We start from the raw sequence: 19,656 nt of genomic DNA on the forward strand, positions 1-19,656 counted from the left end.
AATAGGTGACATTGTCACTATCGTTTGGTTGGCTATGGCTAACCTTTTCATTCGTCGATAAATTCTTTATTCTTGTCGCCTTTGCAATCTGGATGTTGTTTTTTTGTTATGCAAAAATTTCTTTTTCTGCTGTTAAGCCTGATTCTGCTCGGCCCATTGGGCATCGACCTCTACTTACCCACGATTCCCGCGATAGCCAAGGGGCTAAACAGTAGCGAGTCGCTGATTCAATCCACTATTGCCTTGTTTATTCTAGTACTGGGTATTGGTCAGCTGATTGCTGGGCCATTAGTCGATAAGTATGGGCGTAAACCCATAGCCATCATCGGTATTATTCTCTACATGCTGGGGGCCGCGATGGCTGCACTGGCCGTCAGCCCGCTGATGTTTGTCAGTTCTCGCCTGTTACAAGGTGTCGCTGTTTGCTGTACTGCGGTGGTGGCATTCAGTGGGGTGCGTGACCGCCTCAACGGTAATGAGGCCGCGCGCGCTTTTGGTTTCCTTAATGGGACGTTAAATATCGTACCCGCATTGGCCCCCTTGCTCGGTAGTTTATTGGCGGAAGCCTTTGGCTGGCGCGCCCCATTCTGGTTCCTGGCGTTATATGGCTTGCTGGTATTAATTCTGATAATTATCTTCCTGCCAGAAACACGGCCAGCGGGTACCCAAGCCGTTAAGGGCTTGCCGATAAAGAACTATCTGCGCATCTTACGTGATGACCGTTTTCTGATTTTCGCACTGGTGAACGCGGGCGCTATGGGCATGGCCTTAACTTATGTCTCGCTGGCACCCAACGTATTGATGGTGGGCGCAGGACTCAGTCCATTACAGTTCTCACTGGTGTTCGGTGCCAATGGCTTTTGGATCATGGCGGTCAGTTTTATTGCTAACCGTATTATCCAAAAAATCGGCCGCCCTACCTGCCTGATGACCGGCAGCCTGTTGATGGCGCTGGGGTGTCTAGGGTTATTATTTGGTCTGACGCAACTGTCGGCAGAAATACAGCAACACTGGCTGGTGTATATGTTACCCGTTGCCAGTGCCTGTGCCGGTTTAGCCTTTATGATGGGGCCAGCCACCAGTTATGCATTGGAGCCCTATGCCAATGAAGCCGGTGTCGCCTCCGCGCTGGTGGGTTTTGTGCAAATGGCCGGGGGAGCTGGATTAGGCTTGCTGGCAATGTCCTTACCAATTGAGCCTAAATTATCACTCGCCATCGTAATGCTGGCAGGGTGTCTACTGGCTTGGCAGGCACGCCGTGCCAGTAAGCATGTCTGTGGTAACTTGCAGAAAATAAACTAAAAACAACCTAAGTGCGCTCGGTGATGACGCTAACGCGACTCGCCAGTGCACACATCAACTCATACCCCACGGTGCCTGCCGCCGCCGCCACATCATCGATAGGCAGATTATCCCCCCAGATCTCAACTTTACTCCCCATTTGCGCCTGCGGACAGGGTGTCAAATCTACGGTTAGCATATCCATTGAAATCGACCCCACCGTATGAGTCAGTATGCCATCCACCCTGATGGGCGTGCCGCTGGGAGCCAGCCGTGGATAACCATCAGCATAACCGCAGGCGACGACACCGATGCGCTGTGTGCCTGTGGCACTGTAGCGGCTGCCATAGCCAACACTGTGCCCTGCTGAGAGCGTCTGTATGGCGATAATTTCGCTGTGCAGCTCCATTACCGGGCGCAATCCAATGCCAGCGATATCGCTTACATCACCACTGGGTGACGCGCCATAGAGGATAATACCTGGCCGCACCCAATCAAAGTGGGTTTCAGGATTGCGCAATATTGCCGCCGAGTTGGCAAAGCTGCGCGCAGCCACCAGATGCCCACTGGCCTGCTGAATCTGCGTGAATTGCTCGCTGGCACCAATATGGTTATCTGCATTGGCAAAGTGGCTCATTAGCGTCACCTTGCCGATGTTATTTATACTGTTAGCCCATTGCCAGATGGCCTCTGCCTGCCCGATGGGAAAACCTAAGCGATTCATGCCGCTATTAAGTTTTAAATAAATATCGAGTGGTGTGCTCAGCCGCGCCGCTTTGATGGCGTCAAGCTGCCAGTCACTGTGTACCACGGTGGTTAACCGGTAGTGGTCGATCAGGACTATATCTTGCGCACGAAAGAACCCCTCAAGCAGCAAAATTGGCCCTTGCCAGCCCTGTTCACGCAACATTATCGCTTCATTTAAATCCAATAACGCAAAACCATCGGTTGCATCCAGCCCTTGCCAAATGCGGGCCAGACCATGGCCGTAGGCATTGGCTTTTACCACTGACCAAATTTTAGCGGCCCCGGCAAGACGGCGAACAATACTGAGGTTATGGCGTAAGGCAGATAAATGAAGCGTAGCGGATATCGGGCGAGGCATGCTTTTTCCTTCTTGGGCGGTATTCAATTATTTACAGCCCGCCAGTGGGCTGTAATGATCAATCGGCGCCTTTTAGCGCACAGGGTGAATGTCGTGTAAAGGCGTGATATTCAGTGGCCGAAAGCCCGCGCTATAACGCGCGACAGATAAATCATCCGCCAGAATCGCTGGGCGACGCCCATACATAATATCAGCCAATAATTGACCCGACCCACAGGCCATGGTCCAGCCCAAGGTGCCATGGCCGGTATTCAGATAGAGATTCTTAAGCGAGGTTCGCCCGACAATGGGCGTACCATCAGGTGTCATCGGGCGCAGCCCGGTCCAGAACGTGGCCTGACTGATATTGCCCCCATGAGGGTACAAATCACCCACCACCATTTCCAGCGTCTCACGACGTGCTGGTGCCAATTGAGTATTAAATCCAACGATTTCCGCCATCCCCCCAACCCGAATCCTGTCATCAAAGCGCGTAATGGCAATCTTGTAGGTCTCATCCAGCACGGTGGAGAAAGGTGCCGAGGCCGGATCTGTAATAGGAATAGTGAGTGAATAACCTTTTAGTGGATAAACAGGAATCGAGACCAACCCGGCTAACAGCTCCGTAGAGTAAGCACCGAAGGCCACTACATAGGCATCAGCGTTAATAATATCGTCGCCACACAGCACACCGGCGATTTGGTCACCGTCCACCAGCAATTTATCCACCGAGCGATTGAACACAAACTTAACCCCAGCCCGCTCGGCCATTTGGGCTAAGCGTTCAGTAAACAGTTTGCAGTCGCCGGTTTCATCATTAGGTAAACGTAAACCACCGGTCAGTTTATGTGCAACTTTCGCCAATGCCGGTTCCACTGTTGCCAGTTGATCAGCCGTTAGCAGTGAATATGGCACCCCCGCATCATCTAACACCGCAATATCCTTGGCGGCGTTATCAAATTGCTGTTCGGTACGGAACAGTTGCAGTGTTCCCCCCTGACGGCCTTCATACTGAATACCGGTGTCTTCACGCAGCTCTTTTAAACAGTCGCGACTGTATTCTGCCAGACGCACCATACGGCTTTTGTTGAGCATGTAGTGGGAAGTGTCGCAGTTTCTCAGCATCTGCCACATCCAGCGTAGCTGGAAGCTGCTGCCGTCAAGGTGGATTGCCAACGGCGCATGGCGTTGGAACATCCATTTAATGGCTTTCAGAGGAACCCCAGGCGCAGCCCAAGGTGCCGCATATCCCGGCGATATCTGACCTGCGTTACCGGCACTGGTTTCCTGCGCGGGCCCCTGCTGACGGTCAATCACCGTAACATCATGCCCGTCTTTGGCTAAGTACCAGGCACTGGCTACCCCCACCACACCGCTTCCTAAAATGACAATGCGCATACCTTCCTCCCCCCAAACAACACCTAAAGCATAATATTCTGTTGACAGAAAATTAACTCAGCAGAAAAATCTAGCCAACATATTAATGCCAGGTCGTGACTTAATTCACAATTAATTTACAATGCAATTACTTTTCAGTTCAATAGCGTTAGGAAAATAGCGATAAGATGCTATTTTTGCCCAATTAAACGTCTAAAAGGAGAGAAAGCGCCATAATACCCACAATTAGCAGCATGAATAATTGGCATGTTGCACAAGACTCTTTTACTAGTTTTATATTCCATAATTAGACCAATAAATCAGAATAATAATCTATAAAATCCAATTAATCGTACAGACTGATACGACAGCAATGATTCTGGTACGAACCGGCAGTCAACCTACCTGTTGTTTGAAAGATGGCGGATATTCATTGACATAAGGTCTTGCCATGCCTCAACTTGTTAATCTTGAGCTAGGATTATTGAAGTGACCAGTATTTTGCAGGGTTATAAAACCGTGAGGATGCGCTAATGACAACTTCAACACCGAAACAAACCGCGCAAGATAAGCGCCTGACTGACGGCCCAGACTGGACATTTGAATTGTTGCAGGTCTATCTGGACCAAATAGACCGGGTGGCAAAACATTACCGGCTAGATACTTACCCCCACCAGATAGAGGTTATTACCTCCGAACAGATGATGGATGCCTATTCAAGTATCGGTATGCCTATCAACTATACCCATTGGTCTTTTGGTAAGAAATTTATCGAAACAGAGCAAAAATATAAGCACGGTCAGCAAGGATTAGCGTACGAGATTGTGATTAACTCCAATCCTTGCATCGCTTATTTAATGGAAGAAAATACTATTACCATGCAAGCCTTAGTCATGGCTCACGCCTGCTATGGACATAACTCTTTCTTTAAGAATAATTACTTATTTCGAGCCTGGACCGATGCCAGTTCGATAGTGGATTATTTGTTGTTTGCTCGTCATTACATCAGTGAATGCGAGGAACGTTATGGGGTGGAAGAAGTAGAGCGGCTACTCGACTCCTGTCATGCCCTGATGAATTATGGGGTGGACCGCTATAAACGTCCGCAAAAGATCTCTTTAGTGGAGGAAACCGCCCGGCAGAAAAGCCGCGAGGAGTATCTGCAAAGTCAGGTCAACTCGTTGTGGAAAACCCTACCGCGCAAGGATCGAGGGGAAGTCCAAGCCCAGGCTCAACGCTATCCCAGTGAACCGCAGGAGAACCTGCTCTATTTCATGGAGAAAAATGCTCCGCTGCTGGAGTCATGGCAACGCGAAGTGCTGCGAATAGTCCGCAAAGTCAGCCAATATTTTTATCCACAAAAACAGACACAAGTGATGAATGAAGGTTGGGCCACCTTCTGGCATTACACCATTCTTAACCATCTGTACGATGAGGGTAAGGTCACTGACCGCTTTATGATGGAGTTCTTGCACAGCCACACCAACGTTGTGTATCAACCGCCGTATAACAGCCCTTATTACAACGGTATTAACCCGTATGCCCTTGGCTTTGCCATGTTCCAAGATATCAAGCGTATTTGCCAATCACCGACGGAGGAGGACTATTATTGGTTCCCGGATATCGCCGGTAAAGATTGGTTGGATACGTTGCATTTTGCCATGCGCGACTTTAAGGATGAAAGCTTCATCAGCCAGTTCTTATCACCGAAAGTAATGCGTGACTTCCGGCTATTCACCGTGCTGGATGATGATAAGCATAACTATCTGGAGATTTCAGCCATTCATAATGAAGAAGGTTATCGGGCTATACGTAATGAATTGTCTGCTCAATATAACTTGAGTAATCACGAACCAAACATTCAGGTATGGAACGTTGATCTGCGCGGAGACCGCTCCCTGACCCTGCGCTATATTCCTCATGATCGGGCACCACTGGATAAGAGCCGTCAGCAAGTGATGAAACATATTCACCGGCTATGGGGGTTTGATATTCATATGGAACAACTGAATGACGATGGCTCGATTGAGCTACTCGACAGCGTGCCGCCAAGAGCCAATAAGCTCTAGCACAGGGCAGACGAGGTGGATAACCGCGCGAGCTATTGCGCTACATCTTGCCATGAAAAAGGGGCATTTAATGCCCCTTTTGCGTTGCAATTTTACGCGATATTCGCCTAACGGCGTGCTTCGGCCAAATCACTTGGCATCGTGCCCTGCATGCTGTGCCAAATAGCACCACTCTCTTTACCGTATGCTCTCAGGCACTCTGACACCTGATCATGGGCTTTTTCATCACACAGCGTTGACAGTTTGCTGTAGAAAGTCAGTGCCAGCTTACGGGCTTCAGGATTCGAGAAATAGTAACGCCCAACCCGGGTATAAAGCCCTTTCATGCCATTTAGGATCAACCCATAAATAGGGTTACCCGAAGCAAAAGCCAAACCACGGAAAATACCGTAATCCAGTGCGGTGAAAGCCTCGGCGTGATCATCAACTGTTTGAGCTTGTGCCAGGATTTCCTGTGCTTTCTCTGGATGATTACGGATTGCCGTGCGAACGAAGATGGTAGCGATATTTGTTCTGACTGCCAGTAAGTTGTCTATCAATTGTGGCACGCTGTCGTGGTCAAGCCGCGCCAGTGTTTCCAGAATATTAAGACCAGACGTTTCCCAAAAATTGTTTACTTTCGTCGGTTTACCATGCTGAATAGTGAGCCAGCCATCGCGGGCTAAGCGTTGTAACACTTCACGCAATGTAGTGCGAGTCACTCCAATCAGCTCTGAAAGTTCACGCTCCGCGGGCAAAATAGTGCCTGGAGGGAAGCGATTATTCCAAATACTTTCAATAATATACTCTTCCGCGAAACCGGCAGGACTTTGCGCCTTTATAACCATATTTTTGACGTTCCGTAGCGATACATATCAGCAATTTAGTGCGCTCATCATACCAGACGACGCTATCGTGACATAGCATCAGGACCGAACAAATGGTGAAAGTAGTCATAAAGTTGCAAAAATTGCGCAGATGGAATGATGTACAGATTATACGTATTGCTTTTAGAGCAATGACGTAAGGTAAAATGTAACTTTAGGCAGTAATTGCACCATAATAATTTTAATAAGGAGACTGTAACTCACAATGGATATGACCATTAGACAAGCTGTACTCAAGAATTTTCTGGGGAATTCACCTGATTGGTACAAGCTGGCAATTATCGGGTTTCTCATTATTAACCCACTGGTATTCTTTTTTGTCAGCCCATTTATTGCTGGCTGGATGTTGGTGGTCGAATTTATCTTTACACTGGCTATGGCGCTAAAATGTTACCCACTGCAACCGGGGGGTTTATTGGCCATTCAAGCCGTTGCCATCGGTATGACCAGCCCACATCAGGTGGCAGAAGAAATTGCTAATAATCTGGAAGTGCTGCTGTTGTTGGTGTTTATGGTGGCAGGTATCTATTTCATGAAGCAGTTATTACTGTTTGTATTTACCAAACTGCTGCTGAACATTCGCTCAAAAATCGTTCTTTCATTAGCCTTCTGTGTCGCCTCTGCCTTCCTTTCGGCATTCCTTGATGCCTTAACTGTAATCGCCGTGGTTATCAGTGTTTCTGTTGGTTTTTATACTATCTATCATCATGTTGCATCAAACCATACCGATAAAGATATCACCGACGACAGTTGGATCGATAATCAGGAAAACCGTAAAACGTTGGAGCAATTCCGCGCTTTCTTGCGTAGCCTGATGATGCATGCGGGTGTGGGTACTGCGCTGGGTGGCGTAATGACCATGGTTGGCGAGCCGCAGAACCTGATTATCGCTAAGAGTGCCGGTTGGAACTTTACCGACTTCTTTATTCGCATGCTGCCCGTGACGTTACCCGTCCTGTGTTGCGGATTATTGGTTTGTCTGCTGGTAGAACGTTTTAAACTGTTTGGTTATGGTGCACAGCTTCCCGAGCGCGTTCGTCAGGTTTTGACTGACTATGATCAACAAGCCAGTGCGAAACGGAGCAAGCAAGAGAAAGTGAAGCTTCTGATTCAGGCCTTGATCGGTGTTTGGTTGGTGCTCGCATTGGCCCTGCATTTAGCCGAGGTAGGCTTGGTCGGATTATCGGTGATTATACTCGCCACCTCCCTCTGCGGAATTACCAATGAACATGCACTGGGTAAGGCATTTCAGGAGGCATTGCCTTTTACTGCCCTACTCACGGTGTTTTTTGCCGTGGTTGCCGTCATTATTGAGCAGAGCCTCTTCTCACCGATTATTCAGTTTGTTTTACAATCTTCACCATCAGCACAGTTATCACTGTTTTATCTGTTTAATGGCTTACTCTCTTCGGTATCCGACAATGTATTTGTCGGTACGGTTTATATCAATGAGGCGCGCACTGCATTTGAGCACGGTATTATTTCGCTTCAGCAATTTGAGTTATTGGCTGTTGCCATCAATACCGGGACCAACCTCCCCTCAGTTGCCACACCGAACGGCCAAGCCGCTTTTCTGTTCCTGCTAACCTCCGCGCTGGCCCCTTTAATTCGTCTTTCTTATGGGCGCATGGTGTATATGGCACTCCCCTATACTATTGTGATGACCCTCGTCGGTCTGTTAGGCGTGGAGTACTTATTAGTGCCAATAACCGAATGGATGATGCAAAGTGGCTGGATAAGTTTGCCTCATCTGGCAGCCGGAGCTAGCATCACACATTGATCGCTTGCATTATAGTATCTGCCAGCCCTACACTTTTGGTCGCCGCGGGGGCTGTTATTAGCTTCGAGGGATTATGGGCTGGCAAAACAAACCAAATATCTCACCCAAAGTAAAATTCAGGCTTGTGATAACTTGTCACGCGCGAGAAAGAGCTGATTTTTGCCTAATTTTACCTTTGGGTGGCTGGCAGCAAAGATGAATTGGTTTACACTGCCGGTACAATTGCTTACTGCATGGAAAATAAAGATATGTTGCAATTCCTTAACCGCTGCTCTAAAGGGCGCGGTGCTTGGCTTTTAATGGCCCTGACTGCACTTGCACTAGAATTGGTCGCACTCTATTTTCAACACGTGATGTTGTTACAGCCTTGTGTAATGTGTATTTACGAACGTGCTGCGTTATTCGGTATTCTCGGTGCATCGTTGTTGGGTGCCATTGCACCTAAATCGCCCTTGCGCTACCTGGCAATCTTTATCTGGATCTACAGCGCATGGCGCGGTGTTCAGCTAGCCTGGGTACACACTATGCTGCAACTCCATCCTTCACCGTTCACGACCTGTGATTTCTTTGTCAGCTTCCCGTCATGGCTGCCACTAGACAAATGGCTGCCCGCTATTTTTGTTGCCAGTGGTGATTGCTCGGTAAAACAATGGGCATTTATGTCATTAGAAATGCCGCAATGGTTGGTCGGTATCTTTGCTGCATACTTATTGATTGGCGTATTGGTGCTGATCAGCCAATTCGTTAAACCGAAAAGACGTGACCTGTTTAGTCGATAATTTCAAACATATCTTTATCTGACAATGGCACCTCAGGGTGCCATTTCTTTTGGATGACAGTGCATTAACGGATGATCCCGCGCGCTGAGCGAGAGAAAAAAGATTTATAAGACTGAAGTATTTGCCATTCTCTGGCCAAAACCTCAATGTCCTGACTGACATCCGCCACCAACTTACCGGTATGGTAAATAAGCTGATAGGCGTTTTGAACCGCTTGGCAATCATCACTGTTCAACCAGTCGTCCCCCATTCCTGCTGCTCGGATACCCACCGGCACGGCACGATTACCCCCCGCAATCACATAAGGGGGGATATCCTGCACCACGCAGGCGCTTTCATTGACCAAGGCATGGGTGCCAATAACACAAAACTGGTGCACAGCACTGGCCGCGCAGATAATGGCGAAATTATCGACCTCTACATGTCCGGCTAATCCTACATTCGACGCCAATAAGCAGTGGTTACCGATAATGCAGTCATGGCCAATATGCACATGATTCATCAGACTATTGTCATTACCGATACGTGTTATACCGTGTCCTTGAACCGTGCCACGGTGTATCGTGACATTTTGCTGAATCAAATTGCGGTCGCCAATGATAACCTGGGTAGGCTCACCCTGGTACTTAAGATCCTGATTAACCTCTCCAATAGAGGAAAATTGTCCAATATTATTGTCACATCCAAGCTCGGTAATACCATTAATTACAATATGCGATTTAAGCACCGTGCCGGAACCAATAGTGACTTGAGAACCAATGTAACAAAAGTGACCAATCTGTACATTCGCACCAATCACCGCACCCTTCTCAATAATTGCAGAAGCAGAAACTATCGCGGTGTTATCAATCAAGCTATTTAACTCTCCAGATGGAGGACTCACATTACTACTTTGTGGGTAACTTCAGCGTCGACTAAGGACTAATCCATCCAGTGGTTTAATCAAATTTACAGCCATAAATGGTCATACAACGAAAAAAGGCCACCATAAGGCAGCCTCATTTTAATTCGATTATAAACTAGTTAAGCTGTGGTATGGGTACAAATGTACTGATTAGCCTGCTCACCATCAACCACCGCCAAACGGATTGGCAGCGCGGAAATATTGAGAGAAGCAATAACTTGCTCCTGGCTGTTGGCATTTTGGAATATTAACGCCTCGCCCTGACCTTCTGGATTAACTTTTACAAACTGGAACACTGATTTATCAATGGTCAATTGCTGATTCGGGCCGTCTAACACTGCGGTCAGGCTGCCTCCCTCTTTCAATTTACAATCAAGATTTATCAATGAGGCCCCAGCGGCCTGAACCTGGTGCGAAATGCTACCTAAAGTAGCAGATATGCCGATGATAACAGCGGCCAACGTTGAATATTTCATTTTATTAAGTTTCTTGGTTAAATTTCGGCGTTAGTATGCCATATCTGGCGTCTGAATAGGCATCTGTTGTCTGAGAGGCTTCAATATAAATTACATATATATCAATGGTTATCTGGCCCACTGCGGTTTATTCAAAATGTGGTCTTGCCAGTCGATAACCTCGCTCTCACGTACGGCAATATGGCGTACCGAGATCCGCTCACCGTGCATCGCAGATTTTGAACCGGCTAACAGTGGATGCCAACTCGCCAGGCCACGCCCCTCGCCCACCATCCGATAAGCACAGGTGGGTGGCAACCACTCAAACGTTACCAAATTCTCTCGGGTTAACTTGATGCAGTCTTCTTCTAATTCAAAGCGGCGCTCATAATTACGGCACTGGCAGGTTTTGAGATTGAGCTGATCACAGGCCACATTGGTGAAATAGATTTCATCCGTGTCCTCATCAATCAGTTTATTCAAGCAACATTGGCCGCATCCGTCGCACAGTGATTCCCATTCACTATCTGACATTTCAGCGAGTGTTTTTTGTTGCCAAAAAGGAAGTTGTGACATATCGGTATCCGGTGTGAATAAATGAGCGGGTCGTTATAGACGCTTTGGCGGTCAGATGCAAGTGTTGCCGCCCAGCCTGATGGCATAAGCGGCAGCGATGCTCTTAGATTATGCGGGTACTCAACGTTTTACCATTTAGCATAACTTTCAGCATATCGCCTGATTTCATCGGCCCGACGCCCTGTGGAGTGCCCGTCAGAATGATATCGCCAGCACGCAAAGTAAAGAAACGGCTGATGTAACTGATTAGCGGAATGATGGGGGTGATCATATCACGCGTGTTGCCTTGCTGACGGACCTCATCGTTAATGATAAGCGATAAGTCAGCCTGTTGCGCATCACCAAACTCCGCCACCGGTATAAAACCGGAAATCGGACAAGAACCGTCAAATGCTTTCGATTTCTCCCACGGCTGACCAGCCTTTTTCAAGCCAGATTGCAGCTCACGCAGTGTCAAATCCAATGCGACACCGTAACCGGCGATTGCGCGTGCCACTCGGTCTTCACTGGCTTGTTTTAACGGAGTACCGATCAAAACGGCTAATTCTACTTCATGATGAACCTCACCGAACTCTTTCGGGATCGATACCGGCTGGCGAATATCACATAGCGCTGTTTCAGGTTTAATAAACAGCACCGGTTCAACTGACACAGTACTCCCCATCTCTTTAATATGTTCGGCATAGTTACTGCCAACGCAAACCACTTTACTCACTGGAAAATCCAGCAAAGCCCCTTGCCAGTCTCTATGTTGATACATACTGCCTCTCCTGAATTAACATCCTGTCTGAATTTACATCTTGATTGGCTCTTGCCGCAGCGACACAACCAAGTCATACCACGATTAGGTGTTCGCAGACATTATTGACTTACGCTATCTGCCATCATACCAATACTAATAGCGAAATAGTAAGAACGGTTCCAGTGCATAATGGTACGAAAATTATCATAAACCAGAAACGCCCGCCCTTGCACATCATCAGGTACGATGACCCAAGCCCGGAGATCTGAGTTGGCAAAGTTACCGCCGGGTATCGCCATTACCCCGAGTTGCTGCCATTGGGCGACGCTTTTGGCTTGGCTGTCTTTTAAGCCCGCCAGCTTAATATCAAATCCTTCGGGCAGCGTCGCTTCCTGGCCCCAATCAACACCCGGTTTCCAACCTTCAGTAGACAGATAGTTAGCTGTCGAAGCAAAGACATCATCGATATTATTCCAAATATCAATTTTCCCATCGCCATCCCCGTCAGCGCCATAGGTCAGGAAAGAGCTAGGCATAAATTGACTCTGCCCCATCGCACCAGCCCATGATCCTTTCAACTCGGGGTCATCAACTTTGCCTTGCTGAATGATTTGCAATGCAGCTATCAGCTCTTTTGTGAAGAATGCCTCACGCCGCCCTTCAAATGCCATGGTGGATAAGGCAGAGATGACATCCTCTTTACCTTGAAACTTGCCAAACCCACTTTCCATGCCCCACAGCGCCACGATGTAACGCTCAGGCACACCATAGCGCGCAGTAACTTGTGATAACTGAGGCTGATAGCGCTGATAAATCTCTTTACCTTGCGCGACTTTCGCCTCAGTCAGAACTCTGGTCAGGTAATCATCCAGTGTGACTTTCTTTTCTAACTGATTGCGGTCTGACTGAATGACTCGGTCAACAAAATGAATATTGGCAAACGCTTTATCAAGCGTAGCCTCGCTGATCCCCTTTGCACGAGCTTGGGCCTTTAATTGTTCGACATAAGCAGGAAACTGCGCCGGATCGCGCCCTTGCTGGGATAATGTCATTTTAGTACTGTTCTTGGCCGCAGCCGGTGGTGAATCCAGCATGGTTGGTGGCGCGGTTGCTGGTGTTGGTGCCGCAATCGGGGCCGCAGCATTTTTATTGGCACATCCCACTGAGATGAGCGTCACCAGAGCAACTGCAATCATTGACAATTTCATCGACGCATTCCTGTGTAAAACAACAACCAGAGAGGAAGCTGGAAATATAAAATCAACCGGGGCTGATACATGGACATCCACCTTAGGGTTGTGATGGATGCCATCACGGTAGGCAGTTTTGATGAAAATCAACGTTATACGTTAGTATCGCCCAAGTGCATTTTCAACAAACTTTCGAGTGGCGGTGGGACTTGCAGATAAAAACCCTGCTCAATGAGTGCACTTTTTACCTTCTCGACATCCGCTGTCGCCAACGTTTTGCGTTCATTTAATGAAAGCAGCATCGCAAATTGCGGCTTGCCAAAACTGGTAAGTAATTCAGCCGGCACCCTGGAAAAATCATCTTTCTTTTCAATATATAGGTAGGTTTGATCCCGTTTCGGGCTTCTATAGATAGCACACAGCATGTTTGGACTCTATTTGATGAATTCAATAATGAGACTGTATATACCCTAAATCATTCGAGTTACAAGAAGGCGGCCAACGCACATGCAGCTTGAAGTATTACGGGTATAGTTAGCATAGTATTATAACACGCTAGCCTGGCTCAGATGCCTGGGATATCAATAGATATTGATGCCTATACTGCTAGCACAGGGATCAGATACAGCATATTGACGTTTATCATTTTCGGCGCGCCGAGCTGGGTAATGTTCTTGCTGTTGGCATTTAGCCTGCTTTTCGTTTTCCCGTTTTGCCGCTTCGGCATCTATCCGCGCTTTCTCCTCATCCAATTGCTTTTGCCATGACTCAGCACTTGGCGCCACCGATCCAAGCGCCTTACGTTTTTCAAGATAATCGGTGGGAACCTTACTGTCTTTTGGGATTTCGGCGTGGTAGCCAAAGTCAGCCCATGCAGTAAATGCAACAGGTAAAGCCATAACACAGATAAATGATAGTGGGATGAAATTCCTTTTCATCGTTGATGTTCCTCAGATAGATTGATGCAGAAACCGCAAAATATCACAAAATGATTATCATTCTCAATATAGAATCATTAAAAATAGCACTGATTAGTGCCATTTATCACTCAGCTTTAATTACCCATGCCAGCGGCAATGTGGTGATACACAGATTACTGGGTGAGATTTCTCTGAAATAATAGTGTGAGGTATTTCACTAAGTCGATAATAACCACACTCAATATCTCTATTTCATCATCTTGAAAGTGATAATAATGGTGAGTCATTACTCTATTTTATAAAAAACAACTTCATCTGATAAAAAAATGACTCATCTCTGATTAAAAATGGTCACTTTTATGGGCGACGTCAAACCCGCCATCAGCATGTTTGCTTGTTGAAAAAATACACAATTTAACGGTGGGAGTGATAACCGCCAAATATAGGCAGGTCAGGGCTAGCGAATAAGCGGAAGTTATGCTGTAATTTCTTGTCAGATTGAAGTCATTATGACCTTAAGATTTCAATATATTGATACGGATAGATTTATCTTTATATTACCTATAACATGCTTGGGAACATCAGAATATTGTACCCCGAGTGGTATTTTGGGGATTAAACGTAGCTGAAACTGAGTCAGGATAGATGTCACAATCGCCAATTGAGTTAAAAGGCAGTAGTTTTACCCTATCGGTCGTTCATTTACACGATTCACGACCGGAGGTAATCCGTCAGGCATTGCAGGAAAAGGTGGATCAAGCCCCCGCTTTCCTGAAAAACGCCCCTGTTGTGATTAACGTTGCAACGTTACCAAACGGTGCTAACTGGAAAGATCTCCAACAGGCTGTCACTTCAGCAGGTCTGCGTATTGTTGGCATCAGTGGTTGTCAGGATGAGCGTCAAAAACGGGCGATAGCACGTGCAGGTTTGCCGTTATTGAGTGAGGGTAAAGGCCAGAAAATGGCACCCGAGCCCGTTATCAGCCCGCCGGAAAACGCGCCGACCAAGACACGTATCATCAACACACCTGTCCGTTCCGGCCAACAGATTTATGCCCGTAATTGCGATTTGATTGTTATCAGCAGTGTCAGTGCCGGTGCTGAATTAATTGCCGACGGCAATATTCATATCTATGGAATGATGCGAGGCCGTGCGCTAGCAGGTGCATCCGGGGATGCCCAATGCCAGATTTTTTGCACACATTTAGGCGCTGAGCTCGTCTCTATCGCGGGGCAGTACTGGTTAAGTGACCAGATCCCGCGTGAGTATTTTGGTCAGGCCGCACGTCTGCATCTGCTGGATAACGCATTAACTATACAACCTTTAAATTAAGCCCTTTTGACAAGGAATCCATTTCATGGCACGCATTATTGTTGTTACATCGGGTAAAGGGGGCGTTGGCAAGACCACATCAAGCGCGGCTATCGCAACCGGCTTGGCCCAAAAAGGTAAAAAAACCGTCGTTATCGATTTCGATATCGGCCTACGGAATCTAGACTTGATCATGGGATGTGAACGCCGGGTAGTTTATGATTTTGTTAATGTGATTCAAGGTGATGCCACTTTGAACCAAGCATTAATAAAAGATAAGCGTACAGATAATCTGTACATTTTACCGGCTTCTCAGACGCGCGATAAAGACGCCCTGACCAAAGAGGGTGTTGAAAAGATTTTAAACGATCTTGGCGATATGAATTTCGAGTTTGTGGTATGCGACTCCCCTGCGGGTATCGAAAGCGGCGCTTTGATGGCGCTCTATTTTGCTGACGAAGCCGTTATTACCACTAACCCTGAAGTCTCCTCGGTTCGTGACTCTGACCGCATCCTCGGGATACTGTCCTCCAAGTCGCGCCGCGCAGAGAATGGCCAGGATCCAATTAAAGAACATCTGCTGTTGACCCGCTACAATCCTGGGCGTGTTAATCGCGGCGATATGCTTAGCATGGAAGATGTCCTCGATATTCTGAGGATCCCACTGGTTGGCGTTATTCCAGAAGATCAATCTGTATTGCGCGCCTCGAACCAAGGCGAGCCAGTGATTCTGGACAAAGAGTCAGATGCCGGTAAAGCTTATGACGATACCGTTGACCGTTTGCTAGGAGAAGAACGCCCCTTCCGCTTCATCGAAGAAGAGAAGAAGGGCTTCCTGAAACGCCTTTTTGGGGGATAAACCATGGCTTTGTTAGACTTTTTTCTGTCCCGCAAAAAACCGACAGCCAATATAGCCAAGGAACGGCTGCAAATTATCGTCGCTGAGCGTCGTCGTGGGGACAGTGAGCCCCATTATTTGCCTGACTTGAAACGCGATATTTTGGCGGTTATTTGTAAATATATACAGATCGATCCTGAGATGCTGCATGTGCAATTCGAGCAGAAAGGGGATGATATTTCGGTACTTGAACTTAACGTGACATTACCGGAAACGGAAGAAACGCCTAAATGATTTCTTCGCAATAAGTACCCCCTGTATTTATTTACAGGGGGTACTTTCATTTAGTTAACTGTATATATATCCAGCCCATTGTGCTATTCAATATATCTGTCACTGAAACAAGAAAAATCTTAATCTCTATTTCAATTAGTCATAAAGTACTTATGAATTAAAATTGAAACACCCAGAGTGAAGCCCACCCCACTCTGAATATCGATTAATACTGTTTCAAAATCTCAGCCAATTCCGTAGACAACAAATCGCCCCGCCAGCCACTTAATAATTCAGGCTGAGTGTCAGTTGATTTTAGTTTCCAATGCCAACTGAGTAATTGGTTTATTTGACGACGTGACGCCAGTAACTCACTACTCAGTCCACTACGTTCACTGACTGACTGGATCAACGCTTTAATATCTTTAAAGACTTTCTTGTAGCCGGGTTGGTCGATCAGGTTAGCTACCGGTTGCGGCAGCTGCTCTTCCGTTACAGCATTCCCCTCAGCCACCAGCGCCAACAAGGTACGCCCATGATAGCGAATCTCCTGCCCACTCAGGCCAAGGGAATCTAACTCACCCAGCGAGGTTGGCTGATAACGGGCGACTTGCCACAGATTCTCTTCACGCACGACAAAGTTAACCGCCAGATCACGCTCACGCGCCTGACGCAAGCGCCATGCCGCCAGCTTCTGCAAACATGCCAACTGATGGCCACGTAACTGCCAGGCATTGGTTATCTCACGGTAGGCCAGCTCAGGGTCAAGTGTTTCACTGCGACGGCGACACAGTAGTTGGCATTCATCTATCGCTGCATCCATTCGCCCAGCAGCTTCGGTGGCTTCCACTAATTTAGCTGCCAAAGGTAACAGATAGAAAACATCAGCGGCGGCATAATCACACTGTTTTTCACTGAGTGGACGGGCAATCCAGTCGGTACGTGATTCACTTTTATCTAGCTCAACACCTTCAAACTCATTTACCAGCATGGCAAAACCGCAAGACAGGGTTCGGCCAGAAAATGCCGCCAATACCTGAGTATCAATCATCGGCGTTGGCATCCGGCTAAAGGCATTTAAGAACACCTCGAGATCTTCGCTACCAGCATGCAGATATTTCACCACATTCAAATCTTGCAGTAGCTCACTGAAAGGTTGCCATTCAGTGATGGGCAAGGGGTCTATGAGTGAAAGTTGTTCACCGTCATACAGTTGAATCAGGCCCAACTGAGGATAGTAGGTGCGCGTTCTGACAAATTCCGTATCCAGCGCGACATGAGCATGTGTCCGGGCTTGTTCGCAGACCTGCTGCAACGCACTATTGGTCGTGATCAACTGATAATTCAAAACGTGATTCTCTTGGTCGTTAGTCTATGACAAACACAACAACGCCGGCGATGACCGGCGTTGTTGATGATGATTGAGTGACGCTGTTAAGTTAGGCTGCGTCTTGGTTGCTACCTTTAGCCTTAACTTGTTCGTCACGCAGTTCCCTACGTAAAATTTTGCCGACATTCGATTTCGGCAACTCGTCGCGGAACTCTACTATTTTCGGTACTTTATACCCTGTAAGGTAGCGGCGGCAATGGGTTAACAGCTCTTCAGGTGTCAGTGAGGCATCTTTTTTCACGACAAACAGTTTTACCGTCTCGCCAGAGACCTCATTAGGCACGCCAACCGCAGCAGATTCCAGCACTTTCGGATGTAACGCTACCACATCTTCAATCTCATTGGGGTAGACGTTGAAACCAGAGACCAGAATCATATCTTTTTTACGATCAACGATACGTAAAAAACCTTGTTCATCAAGGGTTGCGATATCGCCAGTTGCCAGCCAACCGTCTTTCAGCACTTCATCCGTCGCTTCTGGCCGCTGCCAATAGCCTAACATAACTTGCGGACCACGCACCCATAGTTCACCCGGTTCGCCCAATCCAACTTCGTTACCCTCATCATCCACCAGCCGAACATCGGTAGAAGGGACAGGCAGACCAATACTGCCACTGTAGTGTTTCAAATCATAAGGATTACCCGTCACTAACGGCGAGCACTCGGTCAAACCATAACCTTCCAGCAGATGTTTCCCAGTCAGTTTTTCCCATCGTTCAGCAACCGCTTTCTGCACTGGCATGCCGCCACCCACAGAAAGGCGCAGTGTGGAGAAATCTAACTTGGTGAACTCTTCATTATTCAACAAAGCATTAAATAACGTATTTACACCCGTCATGGCGGTGAATGGATAGCGACTTAGCTCTTTTACCATTCCCGAAATATCACGCGGATTGGTTATCAATAAACTGCGCCCACCTAACTCAATAAACAGCAGGCAGTTCATGGTTAAAGCAAATATGTGATAGAGGGGGAGTGCCGTGACCACCAGCTCGTGGCCGGGTTGCAGCAAAGGTGCATAAGCCGCTTTCGCCTGCTCCAGGTTCGACTGCATATTGCGGTGTGTCAGCATTGCGCCTTTCGCCACCCCCGTCGTACCTCCGGTATATTGCAAAAATGCCAGGTCAGTATTGATAATATCCGGTTTAACATATTGCAGACGGCGACCTTTTTGCAGCGCAGTGCGAAACGAAATAGCATCTGGTAGATAATATTTCGGTACCAGTCGCTTGATGTATTTCACCACGAAATTAACCAGCGTCCCTTTGGCCGTCGACAACTGATCACCCATGCGAGTTAAGATGACATGTTTGACTTGGGTTTTAAAAACGATCTTTTCCAGCGTGTGAGCGAAGTTGGAGACAATAACGATTGCCACAGCTCCGCTGTCATTCAGTTGATGCTCTAACTCGCGCGGGGTATACAGCGGGTTAACATTCACCACCACCATACCCGCACGCAAAATACCAAACAAAGCTATGGGATATTGCAGCAAGTTGGGCATCATCAAGGCGACACGGTCACCTTTTTGTAACCCTAAACCTTGCTGTAGATAGGCGGCGAAAGCACGGCTACGCTCTTCCAACTTACGGAAGGTCATCACCTCCCCCATATTGATGAACGCAGGTTGGTCCGCATAACGCAGTGCGGCGTTCTCAAACATTTCCACCAAAGAAGAATAGCGATCCGGGTCAATCTCTGCGGGGACATCTGCCGGATAACGCTTTAGCCATACTTTTTCCAAGGTAGCACTCCTGAAATTATTATTGATCGCCAGAGTAAGACGCAAATTCACACCAGAACTTTAACAATATTTTAACT

At 47.4% G+C, this 19,656-nt stretch carries 19 protein-coding genes; 7 read left to right on the forward strand and 12 right to left on the reverse strand.

Annotated elements, in window-relative coordinates:
* Window positions 1–108: 108 nt before the first annotated feature.
* A complete protein-coding gene (locus V1953_RS10815) occupies window positions 109–1,302 on the forward strand; it encodes a multidrug effflux MFS transporter (RefSeq protein ID WP_442850889.1) in 1,194 nt (397 codons plus the stop codon).
* 7 nt (window positions 1,303–1,309) lie between these two features.
* Here V1953_RS10815 and dadX read toward each other — a convergent pair whose 3' ends face one another.
* Complete coding sequence (gene dadX / locus V1953_RS10820) at window positions 1,310–2,386, reverse strand: catabolic alanine racemase DadX (RefSeq protein WP_372569135.1); 1,077 nt, start codon at window positions 2,384–2,386, stop codon at window positions 1,310–1,312.
* Window positions 2,387–2,458: 72 nt separating this feature from the next.
* On the reverse strand, window positions 2,459–3,763 hold the full coding sequence (locus V1953_RS10825; protein WP_083158977.1) for a D-amino acid dehydrogenase: 1,305 nt from the start codon (window positions 3,761–3,763) through the stop codon (window positions 2,459–2,461).
* A gap of 512 nt (window positions 3,764–4,275) precedes the next feature.
* On the opposite strand from V1953_RS10825, the gene V1953_RS10830 reads away from it, so the two are divergent.
* Window positions 4,276–5,811 (forward strand): SpoVR family protein, encoded by a 1,536-nt coding sequence (locus V1953_RS10830; protein ID WP_083158978.1) that lies wholly within the window; start codon window positions 4,276–4,278, stop codon window positions 5,809–5,811.
* Between the two features lie 107 nt (window positions 5,812–5,918).
* Here V1953_RS10830 and fadR read toward each other — a convergent pair whose 3' ends face one another.
* Complete coding sequence (fadR, locus tag V1953_RS10835; RefSeq protein ID WP_083158979.1) at window positions 5,919–6,638, reverse strand: fatty acid metabolism transcriptional regulator FadR; 720 nt, start codon at window positions 6,636–6,638, stop codon at window positions 5,919–5,921.
* Window positions 6,639–6,882: 244 nt separating this feature from the next.
* Between fadR and nhaB the strand changes: the two genes are divergently transcribed.
* Both nhaB and dsbB read left to right on the forward strand, forming a co-directional pair.
* Window positions 6,883–8,457 (forward strand): sodium/proton antiporter NhaB, encoded by a 1,575-nt coding sequence (gene nhaB / locus V1953_RS10840; RefSeq protein WP_083158980.1) that lies wholly within the window; start codon window positions 6,883–6,885, stop codon window positions 8,455–8,457.
* A gap of 248 nt (window positions 8,458–8,705) precedes the next feature.
* Entirely contained in the window at window positions 8,706–9,236 is a 531-nt protein-coding gene (gene dsbB / locus V1953_RS10845; RefSeq protein WP_032907594.1) for a disulfide bond formation protein DsbB, read from the forward strand.
* Between the two features lie 64 nt (window positions 9,237–9,300).
* On the opposite strand, the gene lpxA is transcribed toward dsbB, so the two are convergent.
* From lpxA to V1953_RS10880, 7 genes are all read right to left on the reverse strand, one after another.
* Window positions 9,301–10,089 carry an acyl-ACP--UDP-N-acetylglucosamine O-acyltransferase gene (gene lpxA, locus V1953_RS10850; RefSeq protein ID WP_372569880.1) on the reverse strand — a complete coding sequence of 263 codons (789 nt, stop codon included), beginning with the start codon at window positions 10,087–10,089 and terminating at the stop codon, window positions 9,301–9,303.
* A gap of 170 nt (window positions 10,090–10,259) precedes the next feature.
* On the reverse strand, window positions 10,260–10,616 hold the full coding sequence (locus V1953_RS10855; RefSeq protein ID WP_083158982.1) for a hypothetical protein: 357 nt from the start codon (window positions 10,614–10,616) through the stop codon (window positions 10,260–10,262).
* Window positions 10,617–10,724: 108 nt separating this feature from the next.
* Window positions 10,725–11,171, reverse strand: coding sequence for a YcgN family cysteine cluster protein (locus tag V1953_RS10860; RefSeq protein WP_005190942.1), 447 nt, complete (start codon window positions 11,169–11,171; stop codon window positions 10,725–10,727).
* A 103-nt stretch (window positions 11,172–11,274) separates the two neighbouring features.
* On the reverse strand, window positions 11,275–11,931 hold the full coding sequence (locus V1953_RS10865) for a fumarylacetoacetate hydrolase family protein (RefSeq protein WP_083158983.1): 657 nt from the start codon (window positions 11,929–11,931) through the stop codon (window positions 11,275–11,277).
* Between the two features lie 101 nt (window positions 11,932–12,032).
* Window positions 12,033–13,121 carry a lytic murein transglycosylase gene (locus V1953_RS10870; RefSeq protein ID WP_193784667.1) on the reverse strand — a complete coding sequence of 363 codons (1,089 nt, stop codon included), beginning with the start codon at window positions 13,119–13,121 and terminating at the stop codon, window positions 12,033–12,035.
* A gap of 134 nt (window positions 13,122–13,255) precedes the next feature.
* Window positions 13,256–13,528: a YcgL domain-containing protein gene (locus tag V1953_RS10875; RefSeq protein ID WP_372558932.1), complete on the reverse strand. Its 273-nt coding sequence runs from the start codon at window positions 13,526–13,528 to the stop codon at window positions 13,256–13,258.
* Between the two features lie 156 nt (window positions 13,529–13,684).
* Complete coding sequence (locus tag V1953_RS10880; RefSeq protein WP_372569133.1) at window positions 13,685–14,041, reverse strand: hypothetical protein; 357 nt, start codon at window positions 14,039–14,041, stop codon at window positions 13,685–13,687.
* A 627-nt stretch (window positions 14,042–14,668) separates the two neighbouring features.
* Here V1953_RS10880 and minC point away from each other — a divergent pair.
* From minC to minE, 3 genes are read left to right on the forward strand one after another with little or no spacing between them, the layout of a single operon-like run.
* Window positions 14,669–15,355: a septum site-determining protein MinC gene (minC, locus tag V1953_RS10885; protein ID WP_083158986.1), complete on the forward strand. Its 687-nt coding sequence runs from the start codon at window positions 14,669–14,671 to the stop codon at window positions 15,353–15,355.
* Window positions 15,356–15,380: 25 nt separating this feature from the next.
* Window positions 15,381–16,193 carry a septum site-determining protein MinD gene (gene minD, locus V1953_RS10890; protein WP_005190923.1) on the forward strand — a complete coding sequence of 271 codons (813 nt, stop codon included), beginning with the start codon at window positions 15,381–15,383 and terminating at the stop codon, window positions 16,191–16,193.
* A 3-nt stretch (window positions 16,194–16,196) separates the two neighbouring features.
* Window positions 16,197–16,466, forward strand: a complete 270-nt coding sequence (gene minE, locus V1953_RS10895) for a cell division topological specificity factor MinE (RefSeq protein WP_002211180.1) — start codon at window positions 16,197–16,199, stop codon at window positions 16,464–16,466.
* Window positions 16,467–16,671: 205 nt separating this feature from the next.
* Here the strand turns inward: minE and rnd are convergent, their stop codons facing one another.
* Both rnd and fadD read right to left on the reverse strand, forming a co-directional pair.
* Complete coding sequence (gene rnd, locus V1953_RS10900) at window positions 16,672–17,793, reverse strand: ribonuclease D (protein WP_083158987.1); 1,122 nt, start codon at window positions 17,791–17,793, stop codon at window positions 16,672–16,674.
* 91 nt (window positions 17,794–17,884) lie between these two features.
* On the reverse strand, window positions 17,885–19,579 hold the full coding sequence (fadD, locus tag V1953_RS10905) for a long-chain-fatty-acid--CoA ligase FadD (protein ID WP_083158988.1): 1,695 nt from the start codon (window positions 19,577–19,579) through the stop codon (window positions 17,885–17,887).
* Window positions 19,580–19,656: the final 77 nt, after the last annotated feature.

Origin of the sequence: Yersinia sp. 2541 StPb PI, assembly GCF_052217145.1 — a bacterium.
Lineage (GTDB): Bacteria > Pseudomonadota > Gammaproteobacteria > Enterobacterales > Enterobacteriaceae > Yersinia > Yersinia enterocolitica_E.